At 73.7% G+C, this 21,060-nt stretch carries 15 protein-coding genes and 1 pseudogene; 11 read left to right on the top strand and 5 right to left on the bottom strand.

From position 1 onward, the window contains the following. Positions 1-325 precede the first annotated feature (325 nt). Entirely contained in the window at positions 326-1,117 is a 792-nt protein-coding gene (locus ACFY2B_RS32960; RefSeq protein WP_390766737.1) for an IclR family transcriptional regulator, read from the bottom strand. A gap of 271 nt (positions 1,118-1,388) precedes the next feature. On the opposite strand from ACFY2B_RS32960, the gene allB reads away from it, so the two are divergent. Next, complete coding sequence (gene allB / locus ACFY2B_RS32955; protein WP_390766736.1) at positions 1,389-2,729, top strand: allantoinase AllB; 1,341 nt, start codon at positions 1,389-1,391, stop codon at positions 2,727-2,729. Positions 2,730-2,779: 50 nt separating this feature from the next. Then, on the top strand, positions 2,780-3,922 hold the full coding sequence (gene alc, locus ACFY2B_RS32950; protein ID WP_390766786.1) for an allantoicase: 1,143 nt from the start codon (positions 2,780-2,782) through the stop codon (positions 3,920-3,922). Positions 3,923-4,198: 276 nt separating this feature from the next. Here alc and ACFY2B_RS32945 read toward each other — a convergent pair whose 3' ends face one another. Beyond that, positions 4,199-4,948 (bottom strand): SDR family oxidoreductase, encoded by a 750-nt coding sequence (locus tag ACFY2B_RS32945; protein WP_390766735.1) that lies wholly within the window; start codon positions 4,946-4,948, stop codon positions 4,199-4,201. 100 nt (positions 4,949-5,048) lie between these two features. On the opposite strand from ACFY2B_RS32945, the gene ACFY2B_RS32940 reads away from it, so the two are divergent. Further along, the gene (locus ACFY2B_RS32940) at positions 5,049-5,864 is read left to right on the top strand and encodes an AIM24 family protein (RefSeq protein ID WP_390766734.1); all 816 of its coding nucleotides are present in this window, start codon (positions 5,049-5,051) and stop codon (positions 5,862-5,864) included. Between the two features lie 179 nt (positions 5,865-6,043). Here the strand turns inward: ACFY2B_RS32940 and ACFY2B_RS32935 are convergent, their stop codons facing one another. Then, a complete protein-coding gene (locus ACFY2B_RS32935) occupies positions 6,044-6,439 on the bottom strand; it encodes a ribonuclease domain-containing protein (protein ID WP_390766733.1) in 396 nt (131 codons plus the stop codon). Between the two features lie 259 nt (positions 6,440-6,698). Then, positions 6,699-6,899: a hypothetical protein gene (locus ACFY2B_RS32930; protein WP_376532972.1), complete on the bottom strand. Its 201-nt coding sequence runs from the start codon at positions 6,897-6,899 to the stop codon at positions 6,699-6,701. Between the two features lie 198 nt (positions 6,900-7,097). Between ACFY2B_RS32930 and ACFY2B_RS32925 the strand changes: the two genes are divergently transcribed. The 3 genes from ACFY2B_RS32925 (at position 7,098) to ACFY2B_RS32915 (ending at position 10,610) form a co-directional block, all read left to right on the top strand. Further along, on the top strand, positions 7,098-8,345 hold the full coding sequence (locus ACFY2B_RS32925) for a sensor histidine kinase (protein WP_390766785.1): 1,248 nt from the start codon (positions 7,098-7,100) through the stop codon (positions 8,343-8,345). Between the two features lie 161 nt (positions 8,346-8,506). Continuing rightward, the gene (locus ACFY2B_RS32920; protein WP_390766732.1) at positions 8,507-9,223 is read left to right on the top strand and encodes a response regulator; all 717 of its coding nucleotides are present in this window, start codon (positions 8,507-8,509) and stop codon (positions 9,221-9,223) included. A gap of 202 nt (positions 9,224-9,425) precedes the next feature. Beyond that, the gene (locus tag ACFY2B_RS32915; protein ID WP_390766731.1) at positions 9,426-10,610 is read left to right on the top strand and encodes a cytochrome P450; all 1,185 of its coding nucleotides are present in this window, start codon (positions 9,426-9,428) and stop codon (positions 10,608-10,610) included. 177 nt (positions 10,611-10,787) lie between these two features. Here the strand turns inward: ACFY2B_RS32915 and ACFY2B_RS32910 are convergent, their stop codons facing one another. Continuing rightward, positions 10,788-11,828, bottom strand: a complete 1,041-nt coding sequence (locus ACFY2B_RS32910) for a Gfo/Idh/MocA family oxidoreductase (RefSeq protein ID WP_390766730.1) — start codon at positions 11,826-11,828, stop codon at positions 10,788-10,790. Between the two features lie 116 nt (positions 11,829-11,944). Between ACFY2B_RS32910 and ACFY2B_RS32905 the strand changes: the two genes are divergently transcribed. The 5 genes and pseudogenes from ACFY2B_RS32905 to ACFY2B_RS32885 all read left to right on the top strand — a co-directional run bounded on the left by ACFY2B_RS32905 (position 11,945) and on the right by ACFY2B_RS32885 (position 20,577). Next, the gene (locus ACFY2B_RS32905; protein WP_390766784.1) at positions 11,945-12,694 is read left to right on the top strand and encodes a GntR family transcriptional regulator; all 750 of its coding nucleotides are present in this window, start codon (positions 11,945-11,947) and stop codon (positions 12,692-12,694) included. A gap of 99 nt (positions 12,695-12,793) precedes the next feature. Beyond that, on the top strand, positions 12,794-13,942 hold the full coding sequence (locus ACFY2B_RS32900) for an ROK family glucokinase (protein ID WP_390766729.1): 1,149 nt from the start codon (positions 12,794-12,796) through the stop codon (positions 13,940-13,942). After that, positions 13,939-14,520 (top strand): sugar kinase, encoded by a 582-nt coding sequence (locus tag ACFY2B_RS32895; protein ID WP_390766728.1) that lies wholly within the window; start codon positions 13,939-13,941, stop codon positions 14,518-14,520. The genes ACFY2B_RS32900 and ACFY2B_RS32895 overlap by 4 nt, the downstream gene beginning before the upstream one ends. Before the next feature lie 183 nt (positions 14,521-14,703). After that, positions 14,704-17,689, top strand: a pseudogene (locus tag ACFY2B_RS32890) (SNF2-related protein). A 449-nt stretch (positions 17,690-18,138) separates the two neighbouring features. Then, positions 18,139-20,577, top strand: coding sequence for an SWIM zinc finger family protein (locus ACFY2B_RS32885; protein ID WP_390766727.1), 2,439 nt, complete (start codon positions 18,139-18,141; stop codon positions 20,575-20,577). The last annotated feature ends 483 nt before the right edge of the window (positions 20,578-21,060 follow it).

Below are 21,060 nucleotides of genomic sequence, written 5' to 3'. Positions count from 1 at the left end.
CGCGGCCGGGGGACGGCGTGCGGCGATTCGTGCGGGGCCGGGATCTCCGGGCTGGCTGGCGCCCGTGAGGGGCGCGGGGAACTGCGCGACCGGCCACGATGGTGCCGCGGCCGGGGGACGGCGTGCGGCGATTCGTGCGGGGCCGGGATCTCCGGGCTGGCTGGCGCCCGTGAGGGGCGCGGGGAACTGCGCGACCGGCCACGTCGGTGCCGCGGCCGGCTGACGGTGCGCAGCGATTCGTGCGAGGCGGGGACCTCCGGACCGAGAGCCGCCCGCAGGCGCCGCGAGGACCACCCCCCGCCCCGCCCCAGCGGCCAGCGCCCCGTCAGGAACCGGACGTAGCCAGAGACCGCGACAGATCCACCGCCACCTGTTGCAGCACCGGCACGATCTTCTCCGTGGCCGATTCCGTGACCCGGCCCGCCGGGCCGGAGATCGAGATGGCCGCGGCCGTGGGGGAGTCGGGCACCGAGACCGCGAGGCAGCGGACGCCGAGTTCCTGCTCGTTGTCGTCGATCGCGTACCCGAGGCGGCGCACGTCCGCCAGGGCGGCCAGGAAGAGGTCCGGCGCGGTGATGGTCTTCTCGGTGGCGGCAGGCATCCCCGTGCGGGACAGCAGCGCGCGCACCTCGTCGTCGGGCACGCCCGCGAGCAGGGCCTTGCCCACTCCCGTGGAGTGCGGCAGCACCCGCCGGCCCACCTCGGTGAACATGCGCATCGAGTGCTTGGACGGCACCTGCGCCACGTAGACGATCTCGTCCCCGTCGAGCAGGGCCATGTTCGCCGTCTCGCCGGTCTCCTCGACCAGCCGGGCCAGATAAGGGCGGGCCCAGGTGCCGAGCAGCCTGGAGGCCGACTCGCCGAGCCGGATCAGGCGCGGCCCGAGGGCATACCGGCGGTTCGCCTGCTGACGGACGTATCCGCAGGCCACGAGCGTCCGCATGAGCCGGTGGATGGTCGGCAGGGGCAGCCCGCTGCTCGCGGACAGCTCGCTGAGGCCGACCTCGCCGCCCGCGTCCGCCATCCGTTCGAGCAGGTCGAAAGCGCGCTCCAGGGACTGGACCCCACCGCCGGCGGACTTGGCGGAGTCGGTGGTGCTGGCGCTGGACGTCGGCACGGCGCGTTCCTTTCAAGGCTGGCAGGAAGGGCAGAAGCCTACCCGGCGGCCGATCGACTCCCCGCTTTTCCGTCACTTCATTCTGCTGGTCGGAAGTGTAATTCCGCCTTGCGGAACTGTCCAGAGGGCGGCCGGAGGGTGCCCTGGTGGAAAGTGTGCCCCTTGACGTCGCGGGAGCGGGCGTGAAGACTCCTTCAACAGAACGTTGAAATCCGTTACGTGGCGGTAAATCCGGTTTCCTGGATGTGAACGACGGCAGAGAGGGGTCCCGGTGTCCGACGCCGAACTGGTGCTGCGCTCGACACGTGTCATCACCCCGGAGGGGACGCGGGCCGCCTCGGTCACCGTCTCGGCCGGGAGGATCACGGCCGTACTGCCGTACGGCGCTCCCGTGGCCGCGGGCACCGACCTGACGGACGTCGGCGACCACGTCCTGCTGCCGGGCCTGGTCGACACCCACGTGCACGTCAATGACCCGGGCCGCACCGAGTGGGAGGGCTTCTGGACCGCCACCCGCGCGGCGGCGGCCGGCGGCATCACCACCCTCGTGGACATGCCCCTCAACTCCCTCCCGCCGACCACCACGGTCGACCACCTCCGTACCAAGCAGGCCGTCGCCGCCGGCCAGGCCCACGTGGACGTCGGCTTCTGGGGCGGCGCCCTGCCCGACAACGTCAAGGACCTGCGCCCGCTGCACGACGCCGGGGTCTTCGGCTTCAAGGCGTTCCTGTCGCCGTCCGGCGTGGACGAGTTCCCGCCCCTCGACCAGGACGGGCTCGCCCGGTCCCTGGCCGAGATCGCCTCCTTCGGCGGCCTGCTGATCGCGCACGCCGAGGACCCGCACCGACTGGCCGCAGCCCCGCAGCACGGCGGCCCCAGATACGCCGACTTCCTCGCCTCCCGCCCGCGCGACGCCGAGGACACGGCCATCGCGCACCTGCTCGCGCAGGCCGGGCGGCTCGACGCGCGGGTACACGTGCTGCACCTGTCGTCGAGCGACGCACTGCCGATGATCGCCGCCGCCCGGGCCGACGGCGTACGCGTCACCGCCGAGACCTGCCCGCACTACCTCACCCTGACCGCCGAGGAGATCCCCGACGGCGCCAGCGAGTTCAAGTGCTGTCCGCCCATCCGGGAGGCCGCCAACCGGGACCTGCTCTGGCAGGCGCTGGCGGACGGCACGATCGACTGCGTCGTCACCGACCACTCGCCCTCCACCGCCGACCTGAAGACCGCCGACTTCGCCACCGCCTGGGGCGGCATCTCCGGCCTCCAGCTGAGCCTGGCCGCCGTCTGGACCGAGGCACGCCGGCGCGGTCACGACCTGGCCGACGTCGTGCGCTGGATGTCGGCCCGCACGGCCGCGCTGGTCGGCCTCGGCGCCCACAAGGGCGCCATCGCCCCGGGCCATGACGCCGACTTCGCCGTCCTCGCCCCGGACGAGACCTTCACCGTCGACCCGGCACACCTCCAGCACCGCAACCGGGTCACGGCGTACGCAGGCAAGACCCTGTACGGCGTGGTGAAGTCCACCTGGCTGCGCGGCGAACGCATTGCCGCCGACGGCGAGTTCGCCGCCCCGAAGGGCCGACTGCTGAGCCGTACCTCCTGAGCCTCCCGCATCCCCCCGGCGGCCGAATCCCGAAAGGAACCATGATCACCGTGACGGCGATTCCCAGCTTCACCGGCGACGCGAACCCCTACGGAGGCGGCGACCCGTACGCGGACTACCGCACCGCCGACTTCCCCTTCACCCACCACGCCGACCTCGCCGACCGCCGGCTCGGGGCCTCGGTCGTCGCCGCGGCCGACGAGTTCTTCGCCCAGCGCGAGAACCTGCTGCTGCCCGGCCGGGCCGAGTTCGACCCCGAGCGGTTCGGACCCAAGGGCAAGATCATGGACGGCTGGGAGACGCGCCGCCGACGGGGCGCCTCGGCGGACCACCCGTGGCCGTCCGCCGAGGACCACGACTGGGCGCTGATCCGGCTCGGGGCACCCGGCGTCGTCCGCGGCATCGTCGTCGACACCGCCCACTTCCGCGGCAATCACCCGCAGGCCGTGTCCATCGAGGGCACCTCCCTGCCAGGTTCCCCGTCCCCCGAGACGCTGCTGTCCGACGACACGAAGTGGACGACGCTCCTCCCACGCACATCCGTCGGCGGCCACGCGGCCAACGGATGTGCGGTCACCGTCGAACAGCGCATCACCCACCTGCGGGTCAGCCAGCACCCCGACGGCGGCATCGCGCGCCTGCGGGTGTACGGCGAGGTGGTGCCCGATCCCGCGTGGCTGGCCGTGCTCGGCACCTTCGACGTGGTCGCCCTGGAGAACGGCGGCCGGGTCGAGGACGCCTCCGACCTCTTCTATTCACCGGCCACCAACACCATCCGGCCGGGCCGCTCCCAGAAGATGGACGACGGCTGGGAGACGCGCCGCCGCCGCGACCAGGGCCATGACTGGATCCGCTACCGGCTGGCCGCCCAGTCCTCGATCCGCGCGATCGAGATCGACACCGCCTGCCTCAAGGGCAACAGCGCCGGCTGGGCCTCGGTGTCCGTCCGGGACGGGGAGGGCGGCGCGGGTGGCACGGGCGACGGGGGTGGCGAGTGGACCGAGATCCTGCCGCGGACCCGTCTCCAGCCCGACACGAACCACCGGTTCGTCCTGCCGGAACCCGCCGTCGGCACGCACGCGCGCGTGGACATCTTCCCGGACGGCGGCATCTCACGGCTGCGCCTGCACGGTTCACTCACCGAGCAGGGCGCCACCCGGCTGGCCGCCCGCCACCAGGAACTGGGCGGCTGAGCGGGATGCGGGCGGCCGGGCGGGTGGCGGTGGCCGCGTGGGCGGCGGCGGCCGAGAAGCCGGAAGCGGCGGCCGGAGAGGACGGCGTCGGCCGCACATCGCATGGTCGACATATCACCGTCAGTGGGCGGCAGTGCCCGTCCCTCCCGGCTTCTCCGAGCGAGTCCGCGCCGCGCGGGCCGGGGGAGCGGCCCCTGGGAGCGGGCGGCCCACCCGCGCGCGGGTGGGCCGCCCGGCCGCGCGGGAGCCGCATGCCCGCCCGGTCGTGCCGGAGGCTCACGCCGCGTGTCCGCCGTCCACCGCGAACTCCGCGCCCGTGACGTACGCGGCCTCCGGACCGGCGAGGTAGGACACCATCGACGCGACCTCCGCCGCCGTCCCGAAGCGGCCGACGGCGGTCAGCGCGGCCTGGGCGGCGGCCGCGGGCCCGGTGGCCGGGTTCATGTCGGTGTCGGTCGGCCCCGGGTGCACCACGTTCGCGGTGATGCCGCGGCCGCCCAACTCCCGGGCCAGCGCCTTCGTCAGACCGACCAGCGCCGACTTGCTCGTCGCGTAGAGCGTCCCGCCGGGACCCGGTACCCGTTGTGCCATGCACGTACCGATCGTGATGATCCGGCCGCCCGCGCCCATGCGTCCGGCGGCCGCCCGCGAGGTCACGAAGACGCCGCGCACGTTCACGGCGAGGACCCGGTCGACGTCCTCGTCGGTGAGTGTCTCCAGGGGGCCGAGGACACCCACGCCCGCGTTGTTCACCAGCACGTCCAGCCCGCCCAGCGCCTCGGCCGCCCGTGTCACCGCGCCCGCCGACTGCGTGGCGTCCGCGGCGTCCGCGCGCAGGGCCACCGCGCGCCGTCCCTGTGCCTCGACCGCCCGTACGACCTCCTCGGCCGCCTCCGCTCCGCGGACGTAGGTGAGCGCGACGTCCGCGCCGTCCCGGGCGAGCCGCAGTGCCGTCGCCGCGCCGATGCCCCGGCTGCCGCCGGTCACCAGGGCGGCCTTGCCGTGCAGGTTTCTCTGAATCGTCATGCATCCATCCCAGCGGAGGCCGCGGCGGCGCACCGGCGGGAAACGGACGGTGATCTCGGGCGGCCGGAACTCTTCGCTCCCTGTTCCGCGTTCTCCCCCCGTGACTCTTCAGCAAGAAATCGTCGGCAACGCCATGCAGATGGCGGTCGTCAACCTGCAGCCCGGCCAGAGCGTGTACTGCGAGGCCGGGAAGTTCCTCTTCAAGACGGCGAACGTGACCATGGAGACCCGCCTGTCGGGCCCGTCGAACTCGAACGGCGGCGGACAGCAGGGTGGCGGAGGCGGCATGGGCGGCCTGCTGCGCCAGGCCATGGGCACGGCCATGCAGGTCGGCCAGCGTGCGCTCGCCGGTGAGTCACTGGCCTTCCAGCACTTCTCCGCCCAGGGCGGCGCGGGCACCGTCGGCTTCGCGGGCGTGCTGCCCGGCGAGATGCGCGCCCTCGAACTGGACGGCACGCGCGCGTGGTTCGCGGAGAAGGACGCCTTCGTGGCCGCCGAGTCGACGGTCGATTTCGGCATCGCCTTCCAGGGCGGCCGGACCGGCATGAGCGGCGGTGAGGGTTTCATCCTGGAGAAGTTCACCGGGCACGGCACGGTGATCATCGCCGGCGCGGGCTACTTCATCGACCTCGACCCGGCCGACTTCGGCGGCCGCATCGAGGTCGACACGGGCTGTGTCGTCGCCTTCGAGGAGGGCATCCAGTACGGCGTCCAGCGCATCGGCGGCCTCAACCGCCAGGGGATCATGAACGCGGTCTTCGGCGGCGAGGGGCTGTCGCTGGCCACCCTGGAGGGCAGCGGCCGCGTCATCCTGCAGTCCCTCACCATCGAGGGCCTCGCCAACGCCCTGAAGAAGGCCCAGGGCGGCGACAAGCAGGGGCCGACGGGCGGACTGTTCTCGACGCACGCCGGGTGACCGGGCGGTTCCCGGCCCACGACGGTGGCCCCCGCGGGGCCGGACGCACCCGCGCCGGCGACGCAGGGCACCCCCGGCCCCGCGGCGAATGCGTGGGGGCCGCGGAGTCAGGGGTGTCCGGGAGACGCGGTCTTCCTCAGCCGTGCGTCCGGTGGGTCAGCCGGTGACGCCGACGGCTCTCAGCAGCCGTAGTCGATGAGGTCGAACGAAACGTAGTGGTCGGCCGTGTAGTAGTCCTCCCGGTAGTCCTCACCGGTGACGATGCGGCGCGCGCCGCGTGTGGAGGAGCCCGGGGTCTTCACGGTGTACTCGTGGTAGTAGCCCTGCGACTGGCTCGGCAGCACGCCCTCGCGGTTCTGGAAGACGATGCCGTCCTGCGGGTAGGGGTAGGGGCCGCCCTGGTCGATCAGCCTGAGTGTGTCGTACGCCTGGGAAGGCAGGGCGCCGTAGCAGATGTCGCCGACCGCGGTGGCTGCGGCGTCGGCCGTGGTGGCGGTGACGGTGGCGCCCATGAGCAGCGCGGACAGGAGCGCCGCTGTGGCGCCGATACGGGTGCGGTGTGGGGGGAATCTCATGGCCCCATGATGACGCGCGTAGATGGTGGCATGTCAATGACAACTCAGGGATTTTTGCCTCAGGTTCGATGAGTTTTCGGGAAGTTAACCCGTTCTGTCTCACCCCGCCGGTCGCGGCTCAACCGGAGCCCGGTTCCCACCCTGGCTCGACCGGATTCCGATGCGCCTCCACGACCGAACCAGTTCCCGGCCCTCCGCCCAGGTCCAGCCGGATCCCGCTGCCGTCACGGTTCAACCGGAGCCGCCTCTCCGTCACGGTTCAACCGGATCCCCGGCTCTCCGCCGCGGCGAACAGGGCGACCGCGAGCACGATCAGCGCGATGCTGGCGTAGACCTCGTAGCCGTCGAGGAAACCCACCCGCTGGAGGAGCCCGACGTGCCAGTCGGTGAACTCGTGCACCAGCCCCATGACCCCCTGCGCCAGGGCGAGGAATCCGATCAGCTCCAGAAACTGCTTCATGCCACGACCCTCGCGCCCGGCCCGCCGCGGCGCATCGGCCGTGGGGCGCTCCGCACCCGCCACAAGTCGGCCGTGTCCGCCACCGGGACCGCCGAAAGTATCCGCCGCCCCGACTTTGGTCGCCGATATCGCGCTCGAAGCGGTCGCCGCCACCGAACCTGCGTAGATTTGTCGACCGTGAGTGGTACGACGCAGGAGATGGAGCCGCAGCGGGCGGCGCACGGTTTCGCGGGCCGACGGTGGCTGTTCCCGTCGGCCGTGATCCATGAGCTGGACCCGGACGCCGGGCAGGCCGGGCGGCGCCCGCGCCGGACCGCACGCGACTGGTTCGTCGACTTCTCCTGCTTCCTGCTGGCGGTCCTCCTCGGCCTGGCGGGCGCCGAGTCCCTGCGCAACGAGGTCGACCTGCCCCACTCGCTCGCCGTTCTCGACCAGTCGCTGGGCGCCCTGGCCTGCGCCGCCGTCTGGCTGCGCCGCCGGTGGCCGGTCGCGCTCGCCGTCGCCATGGTCCCGGTCAGCCTCCTGTCCACCACGGCGGGCGGCGCCGGCATGGTCGCCCTGTTCACGCTCGCCGTGCACCGGCCCTTCCGGTACGTGGCCTGGATCGGCGCCGCCAACCTCGTCCTGGTCCCGGTCTTCTACTGGCTGCGTCCCGACCCCGAGCTGCCCTATCTGGGCGTTGTCGTGTTCGCCACGCTGCTCACCGTGTCCGTCATCGGCTGGGGCATGGTGGCCCGCTCCAAACGCCAGCTCATGCTGAGCCTGCGGGACCGGGCGCGGCGCGCCGAGGCGGAGGCCCGGCTGCGCGCCGAGCGGGCGCAGCGGCTCGCCCGCGAGGCCATCGCGCGGGAGATGCACGACGTGCTCGCCCACCGGCTCACCCTGCTCAGCGTGCACGCGGGCGCCCTGGAGTTCCGGCCCGACGCGCCCCGCGAGGAGGTCGAGCGGGCGGCCGGAGTGATCCGGGAGAGCGCCCACGAGGCGTTGCAGGACCTGCGGGAGATCATCGGCGTGCTGCGGACCGGCGACTCCGACGACACCGGGCGCCCGCAGCCGACGCTGGTCACGCTGGAGGCCCTGGTCGCGGAGTCCCGGGCGGCGGGCGCCAAGGTCGGTCTGGACAGCCGGGTCACCGAGCCCGCCGCCGTCCCCGCGTCCATCGGCCGTACCGCCTACCGCATCGCCCAGGAGGGACTGACCAACGCCCGCAAGCACGCCCCCGGCACCGAGGTCACGGTGACCCTCACCGGCGCCCCCGGGGAGGGACTGACCCTCTCGGTGCGCAACTCCGCCCCCGACGGAGACGTACCGCACGTTCCCGGCTCCGGCCAGGGGCTGATCGGACTCACCGAACGGGCGACACTGGCCGGCGGCCGCCTCGATCACGGCGCCACCGGGGACGGCGGCTTCGAGGTGCGGTCGTGGCTGCCGTGGGCCGCCGCCTGAGACGTCCGCGCCACCGGGCCCGCCGGTGGGCCGCACATCCGTGAGTCCGCGGGCCGCCGTGCACCCATCAGGCCCGTGGGGACCGTGCACCCATGAGGCCCGTAGAGGCTATACACCCGTGAGGCCCGTGGGGGCCGTACACCCGTGATTACGTAAGGGCCATGACTGCGATCAGACTGCTCCTCGTCGACGACGACCCGCTCGTGCGGGCGGGCCTGGCCCTCATGATGGGCGGCGCCGATGACATCGAGATCGTCGGCACCGCCGCCGACGGGAGCGAGGTCGAGGCGCTGGTCGACCGCACCCGTCCGGACGTCGTCCTGATGGACATCCGCATGCCGTCGGTGGACGGGCTCACGGCCACGGAGCGGCTGCGCGATCGCGAGGACGCGCCCCAGGTCGTCGTCCTCACCACCTTCCACGCCGACGAGCAGGTGCTGCACGCCCTGCGTGCGGGCGCCGCGGGCTTCGTCCTCAAGGACACCCCGCCCGCCGAGATCGTCGACGCCGTGCGCCGGGTCGCGGGCGGCGACCCCGTCCTGTCACCCGCCGTCACCCGCCAGTTGATGGCGCACGCGGCCGGAGCCTCCGCCGACACCCGCCGCTCACGCGCGCGTGAGCGGCTCGCCGCGCTCAACGACCGCGAACGGGAGGTCGCCGTCGCGGTCGGCCGCGGTCTCGCCAACGCCGAGATCGCCGCCACGCTGTTCATGAGCGTCGCCACCGTCAAGACCCACGTCTCCCGCGTCCTCGCCAAGCTCGGCCTCAACAACCGCGTACAGATCGCTCTCCTCGCCTACGACGCGGGACTCCTGGACGACACGAGCGACACGAGCGACACGAGCGACACGAACGGTGTGAACGGCGTGAACAGCTGAACGGCACGAGCGACATGAACGGCCCGGGGCGGGGTGGACCGGGGCGGAACGGGGCGGAGCACGGGTGAAGGGGACGAAGCCGAAGAGGGACGGCTGCGGTCCGCCGGGCACTTGACGGGGTCGGAGCGCGTTGTCGGGGTGACGGGACGTGCCCGGAACGTGTGCCGGTGGTCACGGGGAGCCGTCCGGAAGGGGGAAGGGCATGACGGGGGTCATCGATCTGCGGGAGTTCGGGGATCAGCTGCGGACCGACCCGCATCCGGTGTACGCGCGGCTGAGGGAGCGGGGGCCGGTCCACCGGGTGCGGTTGCCGGCGCCCGACGGGCACCACGTGATGTGGATCGTCGTGGGGCACGAGGAGGCGCGCGCGGCCCTCGCGGACCCCCGGCTGGCCAAGGACGGCAGCAGGATCGGCATGACCTTCCTCGACGAGGAGATGATCGGCAAGTACCTGCTGGTCGCCGACCCGCCCCTGCACACCCGGCTGCGCGGGCTCGTCACGCGCGCGTTCACGATGCGCCGCGTGGAGGAACTGCGGCCCAGAATCCAGGAGATCACCGAGCGACTGCTCGACGAGATGCTGCCACGTGGCCGCGCCGACCTCGTCGACGCCCTCGCCTTCCCGCTGCCCATCACCGTCATCTGCGAACTGCTCGGCGTCCCCGAACTGGACCGCGCCGAGTTCCGGAAGATGTCCACGGAGGCCGTCGCGCCCACCAGCGCGCAGACCGAGTACGACGCCTTCGTCCGGCTCGCCGCCTACCTCACGGAGCTGATCGAGGACAAGCGGTGCGCCGGACCGGGCGACGATCTGCTCAGCGACCTGATCCGCACCACCGCCGAGGACGGCGACCGGCTCTCCCCGCAGGAACTGCGCGGCATGGCGTTCCTGCTGCTGGTCGCCGGACACGAGACCACCGTCAATCTCATCACCAACGGCGTGCACGCCCTGCTCACCCACCCCGCCCAACTCGCCGCCCTGCGCGCCGACACGACCCTCCTGGACGGCATGGTCGAGGAGACGCTGCGGTACGAGGGACCGGTGGAGAACGCGACGTTCCGGTACGCGGCCGAGCCCCTGGAGATCGGCGGCACGCCCATCGCCCGGGGCGAGCCCGTGATGATCGGCCTCACCGCGGCCGACCGGGACCCGGCCCGCTACCCCGACCCGGACCGCTTCGACATCCGCCGCGACACCCGGGGCCACCTGGCCTTCGGCCACGGCATCCACTACTGCCTGGGCGCACCCCTGGCCCGCCTGGAGGCTCGTACGGCGATCGGCTCCCTGCTCGCCCGCGCCCCCGGCCTGACCCTGGACGGCCCGCCCGGCGACTGGCTGCCCGGCATGCTGATGCGCGGGACGCGCAGCCTGCCGGTGCGCTGGTAGGCCGGCTCCGCTGGTCGGGCGACTCCGCTGGTGGTACGGGTTCGCCGATGGTGCGGCTCCGCTGGTGGTGGCGCGGGTGCGCCGGCGGTGCGTGTCCGCCAGTGGCACGGTACGGCGGTCCGTTGAGGGCGGCGAGGCTGTTGCTCCGGCTCCGACCCCGGGCCCGGCTCCGGCCCGTCACCCGGCGGTCGGCCGGGCCCCGCCCGGGACTGCTTCCTCGCCCTGGATCTCCGCCAGCCGCACCGGCCGGTGCTCCCGGCGGGACACCTCGCACGCCTCGGCGATCCGCAGGGCCTGCAACGCCTCACGGCCGTCGCAGGGATTGGGCCGCTCGCCGCGCACCACCTCGACGAAGGCGCGCAGCTCGGCCTCGTAGGCGGGGCCGAACCGCTCCAGGAACCCTGGCCAGGGCTTGTCCGCGGGTGGCGGGCCGGTCGGTTCGGTCGAGGCGACCGGTGTGCGGTCGTCCAGTCCGACCACGACGGTGTCCCGTTCCCCGGCCAGCTCCATGCGGACGTCGTAGCCCGCGCCGTTCAGCCGGGTCGCCGTCGCCGTGGCCAGCGTGCCGTCCTCCAGGGTGAGCACGGCCGCACCCGTGTCGACGTCACCGGCCTCGCGGAACATCGCGGGACCGGCGTCCGACCCGGTCGCGTACACGTCGACCACCTCGCGCCCGGTCACCCAGCGCAGCGCGTCGAAGTCGTGGATCAGGGTGTCCCGGAACAGCCCGCCGGACAGCGGCAGCCACTCGGGCGGGGGCGGGGACTGGTCGCAGGTCATGGCGCGCACCGTGTGCAGCCGCCCGAGCCGCCGGGACCGTACCGCCTCGCGCGCGCCGGCGTATCCCGCGTCGAACCGTCGCTGGAACCCCATCTGCAGGACCGTGCCGGCCGTGTCGACCTCGGCGAGCGCGTGCAGAGTGCCCGGCAGATCGAGAGCTATGGGCTTCTCGCAGAAGACAGGGAGCGCGGAGCGTGCGGCGCGGCCGATTAAGTCGGCGTGGGCCGCCGTCGCCGCGGTGATGACCACGGCGTCCACTCCCCAGGTGAAGATCTCGTCCACCCCGGGCGCAGCCGTCTCCCCGAGGCGGTGCGCCAGTTCCTGGGCCCGCGCCGGGTCCGCGTCCGTGAGGATCAGTGAACCGACCTCGCGGTGACGGCTGAGCGTGTTCGCATGGATGGTGCCGATGCGGCCCGTACCGATGATCCCGATGCGCATGGAAACAAAGTGAGGGCCATCCCGGACCATGTCAATCACCATGTCCGGACAATCGAACCTCACGACTTCCCGTCAACCGGCCCCGGAGCTACGCTCAGGCCGTGCCGAAACCAGATGTGGACCCGACCGCCGCCCTCGATCTCAGCGTGGACCGCAGCTCGCCGGTTCCCCTGTACTTCCAGCTGTCCCAGCAACTGGAGGCCGCGATCGAACACGGAGCGCTCACGCCCGGCAGCCTGCTGGGCAACGAGATCGAGCTGGCCGGGCGGCTCGGCCTGTCCCGGCCCACCGTCCGCCAGGCCATCCAGTCCCTGGTCGACAAGGGGCTGCTGGTCCGCCGTCGCGGGGTCGGTACCCAGGTCGTGCACAGCCAGGTCAAGCGCCCGCTGGAGCTGAGCAGCCTCTACGACGACCTGGAGGCGGCCGGTCAGCGGCCCGCGACCTCGGTCGTCGTCAACACGGTCGTCGCCGCGTCCGCGGCGGTGGCGGCCGCGCTGGACGTGGCCGAGGGCAGCGAGGTGCACCGCATCGAGCGGCTGCGGCTGGCGCACGGCGAGCCGATGGCGTACCTGGTCAACCATCTGCCGCCCGGCCTGCTCGACCTGGACACCGCGCAACTGGAGGCCACCGGCCTGTACCGGCTGATGCGTGCCGCCGGGATCACCCTGCACAGCGCCCGGCAGTCCATCGGGGCCCGCGGCGCCGAGGCGGCCGAGGCCGAGCGGCTCGGCGAGGCCGAGGGCGCCCCGCTGCTCACCATGCAGCGCACCACCTTCGACGACACCGGCCGCGCGGTCGAGTTCGGCGACCACATCTACCGGCCGTCGCGCTATTCCTTCGAGTTCCAGTTGCTCGTACGGTCCTGAGCGGTCGGCCGGTCCGCCGGATCCGTCATCATGTCCGGACAATACGACCGCCGGGCCGCGACCCCACTCACCCCCCACGGTGAGGCAGAATCGGCCGTGATGAGCACCTACCGCGATCTCACGGCCCCCATCGGATCCCGCAGAGCCCCCGTCCTGCGTACGGTCGGCACGCGGGAACGCCGGTCCCACCTGACCGCCCCCCGAGTCCCCACCGTGGGCATCGACATCGGCGGTACGAAGGTCATGGCGGGCGTGGTCGACGCCGACGGCAACATCCTGGAGCGGCTGCGCACCGAGACCCCGGACAAGTCGAAGAGCCCCAGGGTCGTCGAGGACACCATCGTCGAACTGGTCCTGGACCTGTCCGACCGGCACGACGTGCACGCGGTGGGCATCGGCGCGGCCGGCTGGGTCGACGCCGACCGCAACCGCGTGCTGTTCGCCCCCCACCTGTCCTGGCGCAACGAGCCGCTGCGCGACCGGCTGGCTGGCCGGCTCGCCGTGCCCGTCCTGGTCGACAACGACGCCAACGCCGCCGCCTGGGCCGAGTGGCGGTTCGGCGCCGGCCGCGGCGAGGACCACCTCGTGATGATCACGCTGGGCACCGGCATCGGCGGCGCGATCCTGGAGGACGGCCAGGTCAAGCGGGGCAAATACGGGGTCGCGGGCGAGTTCGGCCATATGCAGGTCGTGCCCGGCGGGCACCGCTGCCCGTGCGGCAACCGCGGCTGCTGGGAGCAGTACAGCTCGGGCAACGCGCTGGTCCGCGAGGCCAGGGAACTGGCCGCCGCCGACTCCCCGGTGGCGTACGGGATCATCGAGCACGTCAAGGGCAGCATCGGCGACATCACCGGCCCAATGATCACCGAGCTGGCCCGTGACGGCGACGCGATGTGCATCGAACTGCTCCAGGACATCGGCCAGTGGCTGGGCGTCGGCATCGCCAACCTGGCGGCGGCCCTCGACCCGTCCTGCTTCGTAATCGGCGGCGGTGTCTCGGCCGCCGACGACCTGCTGATCGGCCCCGCGCGGGACGCCTTCAAACGCCACCTCACCGGCCGCGGCTACCGCCCCGAGGCGCGCATCACCCGCGCCCAGCTCGGCCCCGAGGCCGGCATGGTCGGCGCCGCCGACCTCGCCCGGCTGGTCGCCCGCCGCTTCCGCCGGGCCAAGCGGCGCCGGGTGGAGCGCTACGAGCGCTACGAGCGGTACGTGGCGGCGGCCCGCCGCCCCCGGGACACCGCATGACCGTGTCGCTGCCGCACCAGTCCGAGCCGTCCGGGACACCGGCCCGGCCCGTCGAGAGCCCCAGCCGCAAGGCCCCCCGCCGGGCCCTGACCCTGCTGATCATCGTGCTGCTCATCGGCGTCCCGGCCGGGTATCTGATGATCTCCGCCGACCAGAGCAGGGACAGCGGCAAGGACAAGGAGGCCAAGTACTCGGCGACCGGCCTCACCGAGGGCTGGCCGTCGAAGGTCCAGCGCCGCCTCTACCAGGTGAACGTCCCGCACCCGGCCGACCGGATCGCCTACTACGAGACCAACAACTGGAAGACCAGCCGCCTCTACGTCCAGTTCCGCACCACCGTCGCCGGCCTCGACAGCTTTCTGGAGGCCATGGGCGTGCAGCAGAACGGCCTCAAGGCGAACGACATCGCCATCGCCGACCGGGACCAGAAGGTCACCGGCTGGGACTTCACCGGCCCCGGCCCGTGGTCGGGCTTCAGCCTCAGGAAGAAGAACCCGGCACCCAGCCAGGACGTGGTCGTGAACATGTCCGACCCGAAGTTCCCGATGGTGTACGTCGTCTCGCTCACGGTGCCCTGACCGGTCCACCGGATCTGACTGATCCCAGGATCGGGCTGATCCCCGTTTCCGACCGATCCCCGACCCGCACCGATCCGATCCGATCCGGGCCGCGCCGGGCCGGTCGTCGGGGCCGATTGTCAGACCCCGCCCGTACAGTCGAAGACGTTCGATCCGACGCACGGGCGGGAGGTGGCAGAACGTATGAGCGGCACGGCTGCGACGGCCGAGCGCACGGGGCGGCCCCGGGAGACCGAGGGCCCGGTTCCGCTGCGCCTCGCCGCGATCTACCTTCCCGCGCCGCTTCCGCGTGACGGCCGGATCGCCTTCTGGGATCCCGACGGCGGTCCATTGCCGGCCGTCGACGACGCGGAACCGCCGCTCACCCCGGGGGAGGAGCCACCTCGGCCCGCCCCCGCCGACGCACCACCGCCACCCGCCCCCGCCACCATCCCCATCAGGGCGACCGCGGCCGGTCCCGGACCACGAGCGGCCGCCGGGCGTACGGCGCGACGAGCTGACGGTGGTCCGCCCGCACGGCGCGAGCGTGCGCCGCAGGACCGTGCCCGCACTGTCGCTGCCGCTCGTCACCGCTCTCCCGCTGCTCGTACGGGCCCGGCACCACCCGGCCGCCCACCCGGCGACGGCCTGCTGGGGCGCGGCGGCCCTGCACGCGCTGCGGCTGGCGGCCCGCGGCCGACTGCTGCCCGGCCTGACCCCCGCCGGGCACGACGCCTGGCGGGCCGGCCCCCTGGAGCCGGACGACATCGCCCACCTGCGCGCCGTGGCAGCCGCACTCCCCGCCGAGGGCCACGCCGCACCGCTGTCCGGCCCGGGCCCGCTCAGGCTGCCCGAGCCGGAGGCACTGGTGCGCTCCTTCCTGGACGCGGTCGCGGACACCCTGCCCCGCACCCCGGCTGCCCCGCACACCGTCGGCGGGCCCTTCGCCGCCCGCGCGCCCCACCTCCTGCCCGACGCCCACGACTGGGCCGCGGAGGTCGCCGCGGGCATGGACACGGGCGTACGGATCTCGCTCCGCCTCGACCTGTCGGCGTACGACCTGTTCGACGAGACCGCGGGCGGCGCCGGGGCCCGCGCCGCGGGTGTCGCGATCATCCAGGTGCACAGCCTCGCCGATCCCACCCTGGTGGCCGACGCCGCCGCCCTGTGGGCGGGGGAGGCCGACGCGGCGTTCGGGCCACGCGCGCGCGTGGACGCGGCCCTCGCCGTCCGCCGGGCGGCGCGCGTGTGGCCGCCGCTGGACCGGCTCGCCGAACAGGACGCGCCCGACGTGCTCGCCCTGTCCGAAGCGGAACTGGGCGATCTGCTCGGTGTGGCCGCCACCCGCCTCACCGCGGCCGGAGTCGCCGTGCGCTGGCCCAGGGACCTGGCGCACGACCTGTCGGCGACCGCAGTGGTGCGCACCGCGCCCGGCTCGGCGACCGACGGCACCGGCTTCTTCGAGAGCGAGGAACTGCACCAGTTCCGCTGGCAGTTGGCCCTCGGCGGTGATCCGCTCAGCGAGGCCGAGATGGACGCGCTCGCCGAGGCGCACCGGCCCCTCGTCCGGCTGCGCGACCGCTGGGTGCTCGTCGACCCCGCGCTGGTCCGCAAGGCCCGCAAGCGCGAACTGGGCCTGCTCGACCCTGTCGACGCCCTGTCCGTGGCGCTCACCGGCGTCGCGGAAGTCGACGGCGAGAGCGTCGAAGCGGTGCCGGTCGGTGCGTTGGCCGCACTCCGCGACCGGCTCACGGCCGGGATCCGCCCCGCCCGGCCGCCCGCCGGGCTGCACGCCACCCTCCGCGAGTACCAGCTCCGCGGACTGGCCTGGCTCGACCTGATGACCTCGCTCGGCCTCGGCGGCTGCCTCGCCGACGACATGGGCCTCGGCAAGACGATCACGGTCATCGCACTGCACCTGAAGCGGGCCCGCCAGGAACCCACCCTGGTGGTCTGCCCGGCGTCGCTGCTCGGCAACTGGCAGCGGGAGATCGCCCGGTTCGCGCCCGGCGTCCCGGTCCGCCGCTTCCACGGCCCGGACCGCACCCTCGACGACCTGGCCGGCGGCTTCGTCCTCACCACGTACGGCACCCTGCGCTCGACCGCCCCCCACTTGGCCGAGCAGCCGTGGGGCATGGTCGTCGCGGACGAGGCACAGCACGTCAAGAACCCGTACTCGGCCACGGCCAAGGCCCTGCGGACGCTTCCGACCCCGGCGCGTGTCGCCCTCACCGGGACACCGGTCGAGAACAACCTCTCCGAACTGTGGGCGCTGCTCGACTGGACCACCCCCGGACTCCTCGGACCGCTGAAATCCTTCCGTGCCCGGCACGCGCGCGCCGTGGAGAACGGCGAGGACCCGCAAGCGGTGGACCGGCTGGCCCGCCTGGTCCGGCCCTTCCTGCTGCGCCGCAAGAAGTCCGACCCTGGCATCGTCCCGGAACTGCCGCCCAAGACGGAGACGGACCACCCGGTACCGCTCACCCGCGAACAGGCCGCGCTGTACGAGGCGGTGGTGCGCGAGTCGATGCTGGAGATCGAGACGGCGGAAGGCATCGCCCGCCGGGGCCTGGTCCTCAAGCTGCTCGGCGCGCTCAAGCAGATCTGCGACCATCCCGCGCTGTACCTCAAGGAACCGCCGCACGGACCCGGCATGGCGGCGCGCTCCGGGAAACTGACTCTGCTCGACGAGCTGTTGGACACCGTGCTCGCCGAGGACGGCTCGGGCCTCGTCTTCACGCAGTACGTCGGCATGGCCCGGCTGATCACCGCCCATCTGACCGCCCGCGCGGTCCCCGTGGACCTGCTGCACGGCGGCACACCGGTACCGGAGCGCGAACGTATGGTGGACCGCTTCCAGAGCGGGGCGACCCCGGTCCTCGTGCTGTCCCTCAAGGCCGCCGGGACGGGCCTGAACCTCACCCGTGCCGGCCATGTCGTCCACTTCGACCGCTGGTGGAACCCGGCCGTCGAGGAACAGGCCACCGACCGTGCCTACCGCATCGGGCAGACCCAGCCGGTCCAGGTCCACCGCCTGGTCACCGAGGGCACGGTGGAGGACCGCATCGCCCGGATGCTGGAGTCCAAGCGCGCGCTGGCCGACGCGATCCTCGGCTCGGGCGAGTCGGCCCTCACGGAGCTGTCGGACCGTGAGCTGGCGGATCTGGTGTCACTGCGGAGGATGTCATGACGGCCCGGGACCCCGGGGAGGCCAGGGCGGAGCGCCCGGCCGACATCGCCCGGCGCGCACTGCGGGCCGCCCGCGAACGGGCCGGCGCCCAAGGGGAAGGCACGGCGCCGACCCGTTCCCGGGCGGAGAAACGGGCGCATGGCGCGTCTTCGGACATGACGGACGAGCGGCTGGGGGGTGCGGTGTCGGGGGTGCCTGGGGACCGGTCGCGTGGTGTGGGTTCGGACAGGTCCGGGGAGCGGGTGCGCGATGCGGTGTCGGGTGCGGCGGAGGCGCAGCCGCGAGGGGCGGAGCTGGAGCTGCCGGAGTTGCCGGGGCTGCCCGGGGCGCAACCGCCGGGGAAGGGGCCGGAGTCGGCGGAGGAACTGCTGCGGGATCCGGTGCGGGACGCCGGGGGCGGAATGTCGCGGGATACGGTGCGGAACGCCGTGGGGGGAGCGTCGCGGGGTATGCGGTGGGACCCTGAGGCGGGATTCCCGCGGGGTACGGAACGCGATGCCGGGGAGGGACTGCCGCGGGGTACGGCTTCGGGCGGTCATGAGGCGCCCCCGGCAGCCGACGCCGAGGGCGACGATCCGCCGGTACGGCGATCGAGGCCCGGCGATGCGGCCCGGGCCGCACTACGGTCGGCCGCCATCGCCGGGCGCGTTGGGCGCGGGGCCCGCCGGACGGCCCCGGACTCCGCTGCCCTTGGCCCGGCAGCTCGGCTGGAGGTCGGTCCCGACGGGCCGCGGCCCAGGACGGACGACACATCGGCCAATGCATCCAACGCACCGGCCATCGCATCGGACAACGCGGCCGGGGCTCCCGCCGACCGAGCCGCTCCGCAGGCCGCGCCACCGGCCGACGGCGCCGCCACCACCACTGCCCCCACCGACGCCCGCCCTGGGGCCGGCTCCGGCTCCGGCAGCCGACCGGGCGATGTCGCCCGAGAGGCGCTGCGCGCGGCATGCCGGAAAGCAGAGAGGACCGGGGAGGAACGCCGGTCCGTCACCCCACCGCGCGCCGCCCACCGCGCTCCGGCACCCCGTGGCACCGGGGCGGCAGCATCGGGGACGACTTCCGGCGTCCCGTCGGCGGGTGCGGGTGCGGGGGCCGGGGTCGCCCCGGGTGGAGCCAGCCGGGATGTGCGGCAGTTGCTGGCGGACGCGCTCCGTCGGCCGCCCTCGGCGGTCGCGGCGGCCAGGACCGAGCCCGTGGCCCGGGCCGTGACCCGCCCCGGCAGCCACAGCGACGCCGATACCGATGCCGATGCCGACACCGAGTGGGTCACCACCCCTGCCGATCAGGGAGCTTGGCCCTGGCAGCACCGTGCGGCACAGGCCGGCCCGCATCCGGACGCACACGCGGGCCTGCGCCCGGAGGTACGGACCGACTCGCATCCGGAGGTACAGCCGGACGTACGGACCGACTCGCGTCCCGCCGTACAGGGCGGTCGGCGTTCCGACGCCCGGGTCGGCCGGACCCCGCACACACCCGCCGTCCCGCGCCGGGCCGCGTCGGGAACCGGCCCGGACCATGAAGGGCCACCCGCGGACAGCCTCGATTCCGATTCCGATTCCAGCTCCGGCTCAGGTTCAGGTTCCGGATCTGTTCCGTCGCGCGGGCCCTGGACCATGGGCGCCCCGCACCGGGACGGCGAACTGCGCCGTACGTTCCCGCCGTTCCCCGGTCGGTCGGCCACCGGCGGCGCCGAGAAGCCCTTCGCCGCGACCTGGTGGGGCAACGCCTGGGTGTCCGCCCTGGAACAGAGTGCGCTGGACACCAAGCGGCTGGCACGCGGACGCGGATACGCCGAGCAGGGGCAGGTGGACGCGATCACCGTCACACCGGGGCTGGTGCTGGCGTACGTACGCGGCAGCCGCCCGCGGCCCTACCTGGTGCAGGTGCGGCTGCGTACGTTCGACGACGCCGACTGGGAGCGGTTCCTGGACGTCGCCGCCGAACGGCCCGGCCGTATCGCCGCGCTGCTCGACCGGCAGCTGCCCGAGTCGCTGGCCGACAGCGGCGCCACGTTGCTGCCCGGCCCCGGCGACCTCGATCCGCGGTGCAACTGCCCCGACTCCGGCCACCCCTGCAAGCACGCCGCCGCCCTCTGCTACCAGACGGCACGGCTGCTCGACGCCGACCCCTTCGTCCTGCTCCTGCTGCGCGGCCGGGGCGAGCGCCGGCTCCTCGACGCGCTGTCCCGCCGCAGCGCCACCGCCGAGGCCCGCGCCGCGCAGCACCGGCGACCGGAACCGCTGCCCGGTGTACGGGCCGCCGAGGCACTTGCCGCACGCGAACTCCCGCCGCTTCCGGCCCCGTTGCCCCCGCCCGCGCACCCCGAACAGCCCCCGGTGTACCCGGCGGCGCCGGGCGGCCCCGACCCGTTCGCCCTGGACCAGTTGGCGACGGACGCCGCCGCCCGCGCGCACGTACTGCTGTCCACCGGCCGGGACCCGGTCGGCGAACTGACCCTGTGGCAGGACGCGGTGCGCCTGGCCGCCGCCCGTCCCGGTTCCGGCCTGACTGCCGCCACCCGGGCGCTCTACTCCTCTCTGGCAGCTGCCGCGGACCGCACCCCGGCCGACCTGGCGCGCGCGGTCGCCGCCTGGCGGCAGGGCGGACCCGACGGGCTCGCCGTCCTGGAGGAACCCTGGGACCCGCCGGCGGGCCGCTTCGACCGGGCCCGCCCCCTGCTGCTGGCAGCCGACCTCCCCGCGTTCCGTCCCTGGCGCAACCACCTCACCCACCCCCGGGGCCACGTTCAACTCCGCCTCGGCCGCGACGGCTTGTGGTACGCCTACGAATCGGAGCCGGGCCGCGAGGACTGGTGGCCCCGCGGCACCTCGGACCCGGACCCGGTCGGCGCGTTGACCGGTTTGGACACCCTGGGCGACGGCTGACCGTGCGGAGGCCGGGTGCCGCAGGCGAGGTGGTGGTGCCCGGGTCGGTCGGCGGGTGGCCGTTCCGACTTGCTTCCGCCGTGATTCCGCCTGATTCCCTGTCTGCGCGGCCCCTCCCCTCGTACCATGGCGCCATGATCAGCAGCCGACGCCGCCCCGCGGTTCCGCGCGTTCGCGTTCCGTCGCTGTTGTTGTTGATCGTCATCGCCTGACGGCCCTCTCACCACCGGCCCCCCACTTCCGGCTCGTCCGGCCTTTCCGGCCCTCACCGATCCGCCTCGCGGCACCGGGGCCGGTCACCGCGTCCCCGCGGCTCGTGACCTGTGCCCCATGCTTCGTGACCCGTGACCCGTGACCCGTGACCCGTGGCACATGGCCTCCACTTCCGGTTCGAGGGCCACCGTCTGCCTATTGCCGTCCGCGCCACCCCCCATACACACGCCGTCCGTCCGCGCACCGTCCGTCCGTGGACCACCCGCCCGC

The organism is Streptomyces sp. NPDC001270, from assembly GCF_042896695.1.
In the GTDB taxonomy this organism is placed as follows: Bacteria; Actinomycetota; Actinomycetes; order Streptomycetales; family Streptomycetaceae; genus Streptomyces.
Note: the sequence above shows the minus strand (reverse complement) of the source record. Positions and strands in the feature narration are given on the sequence as shown.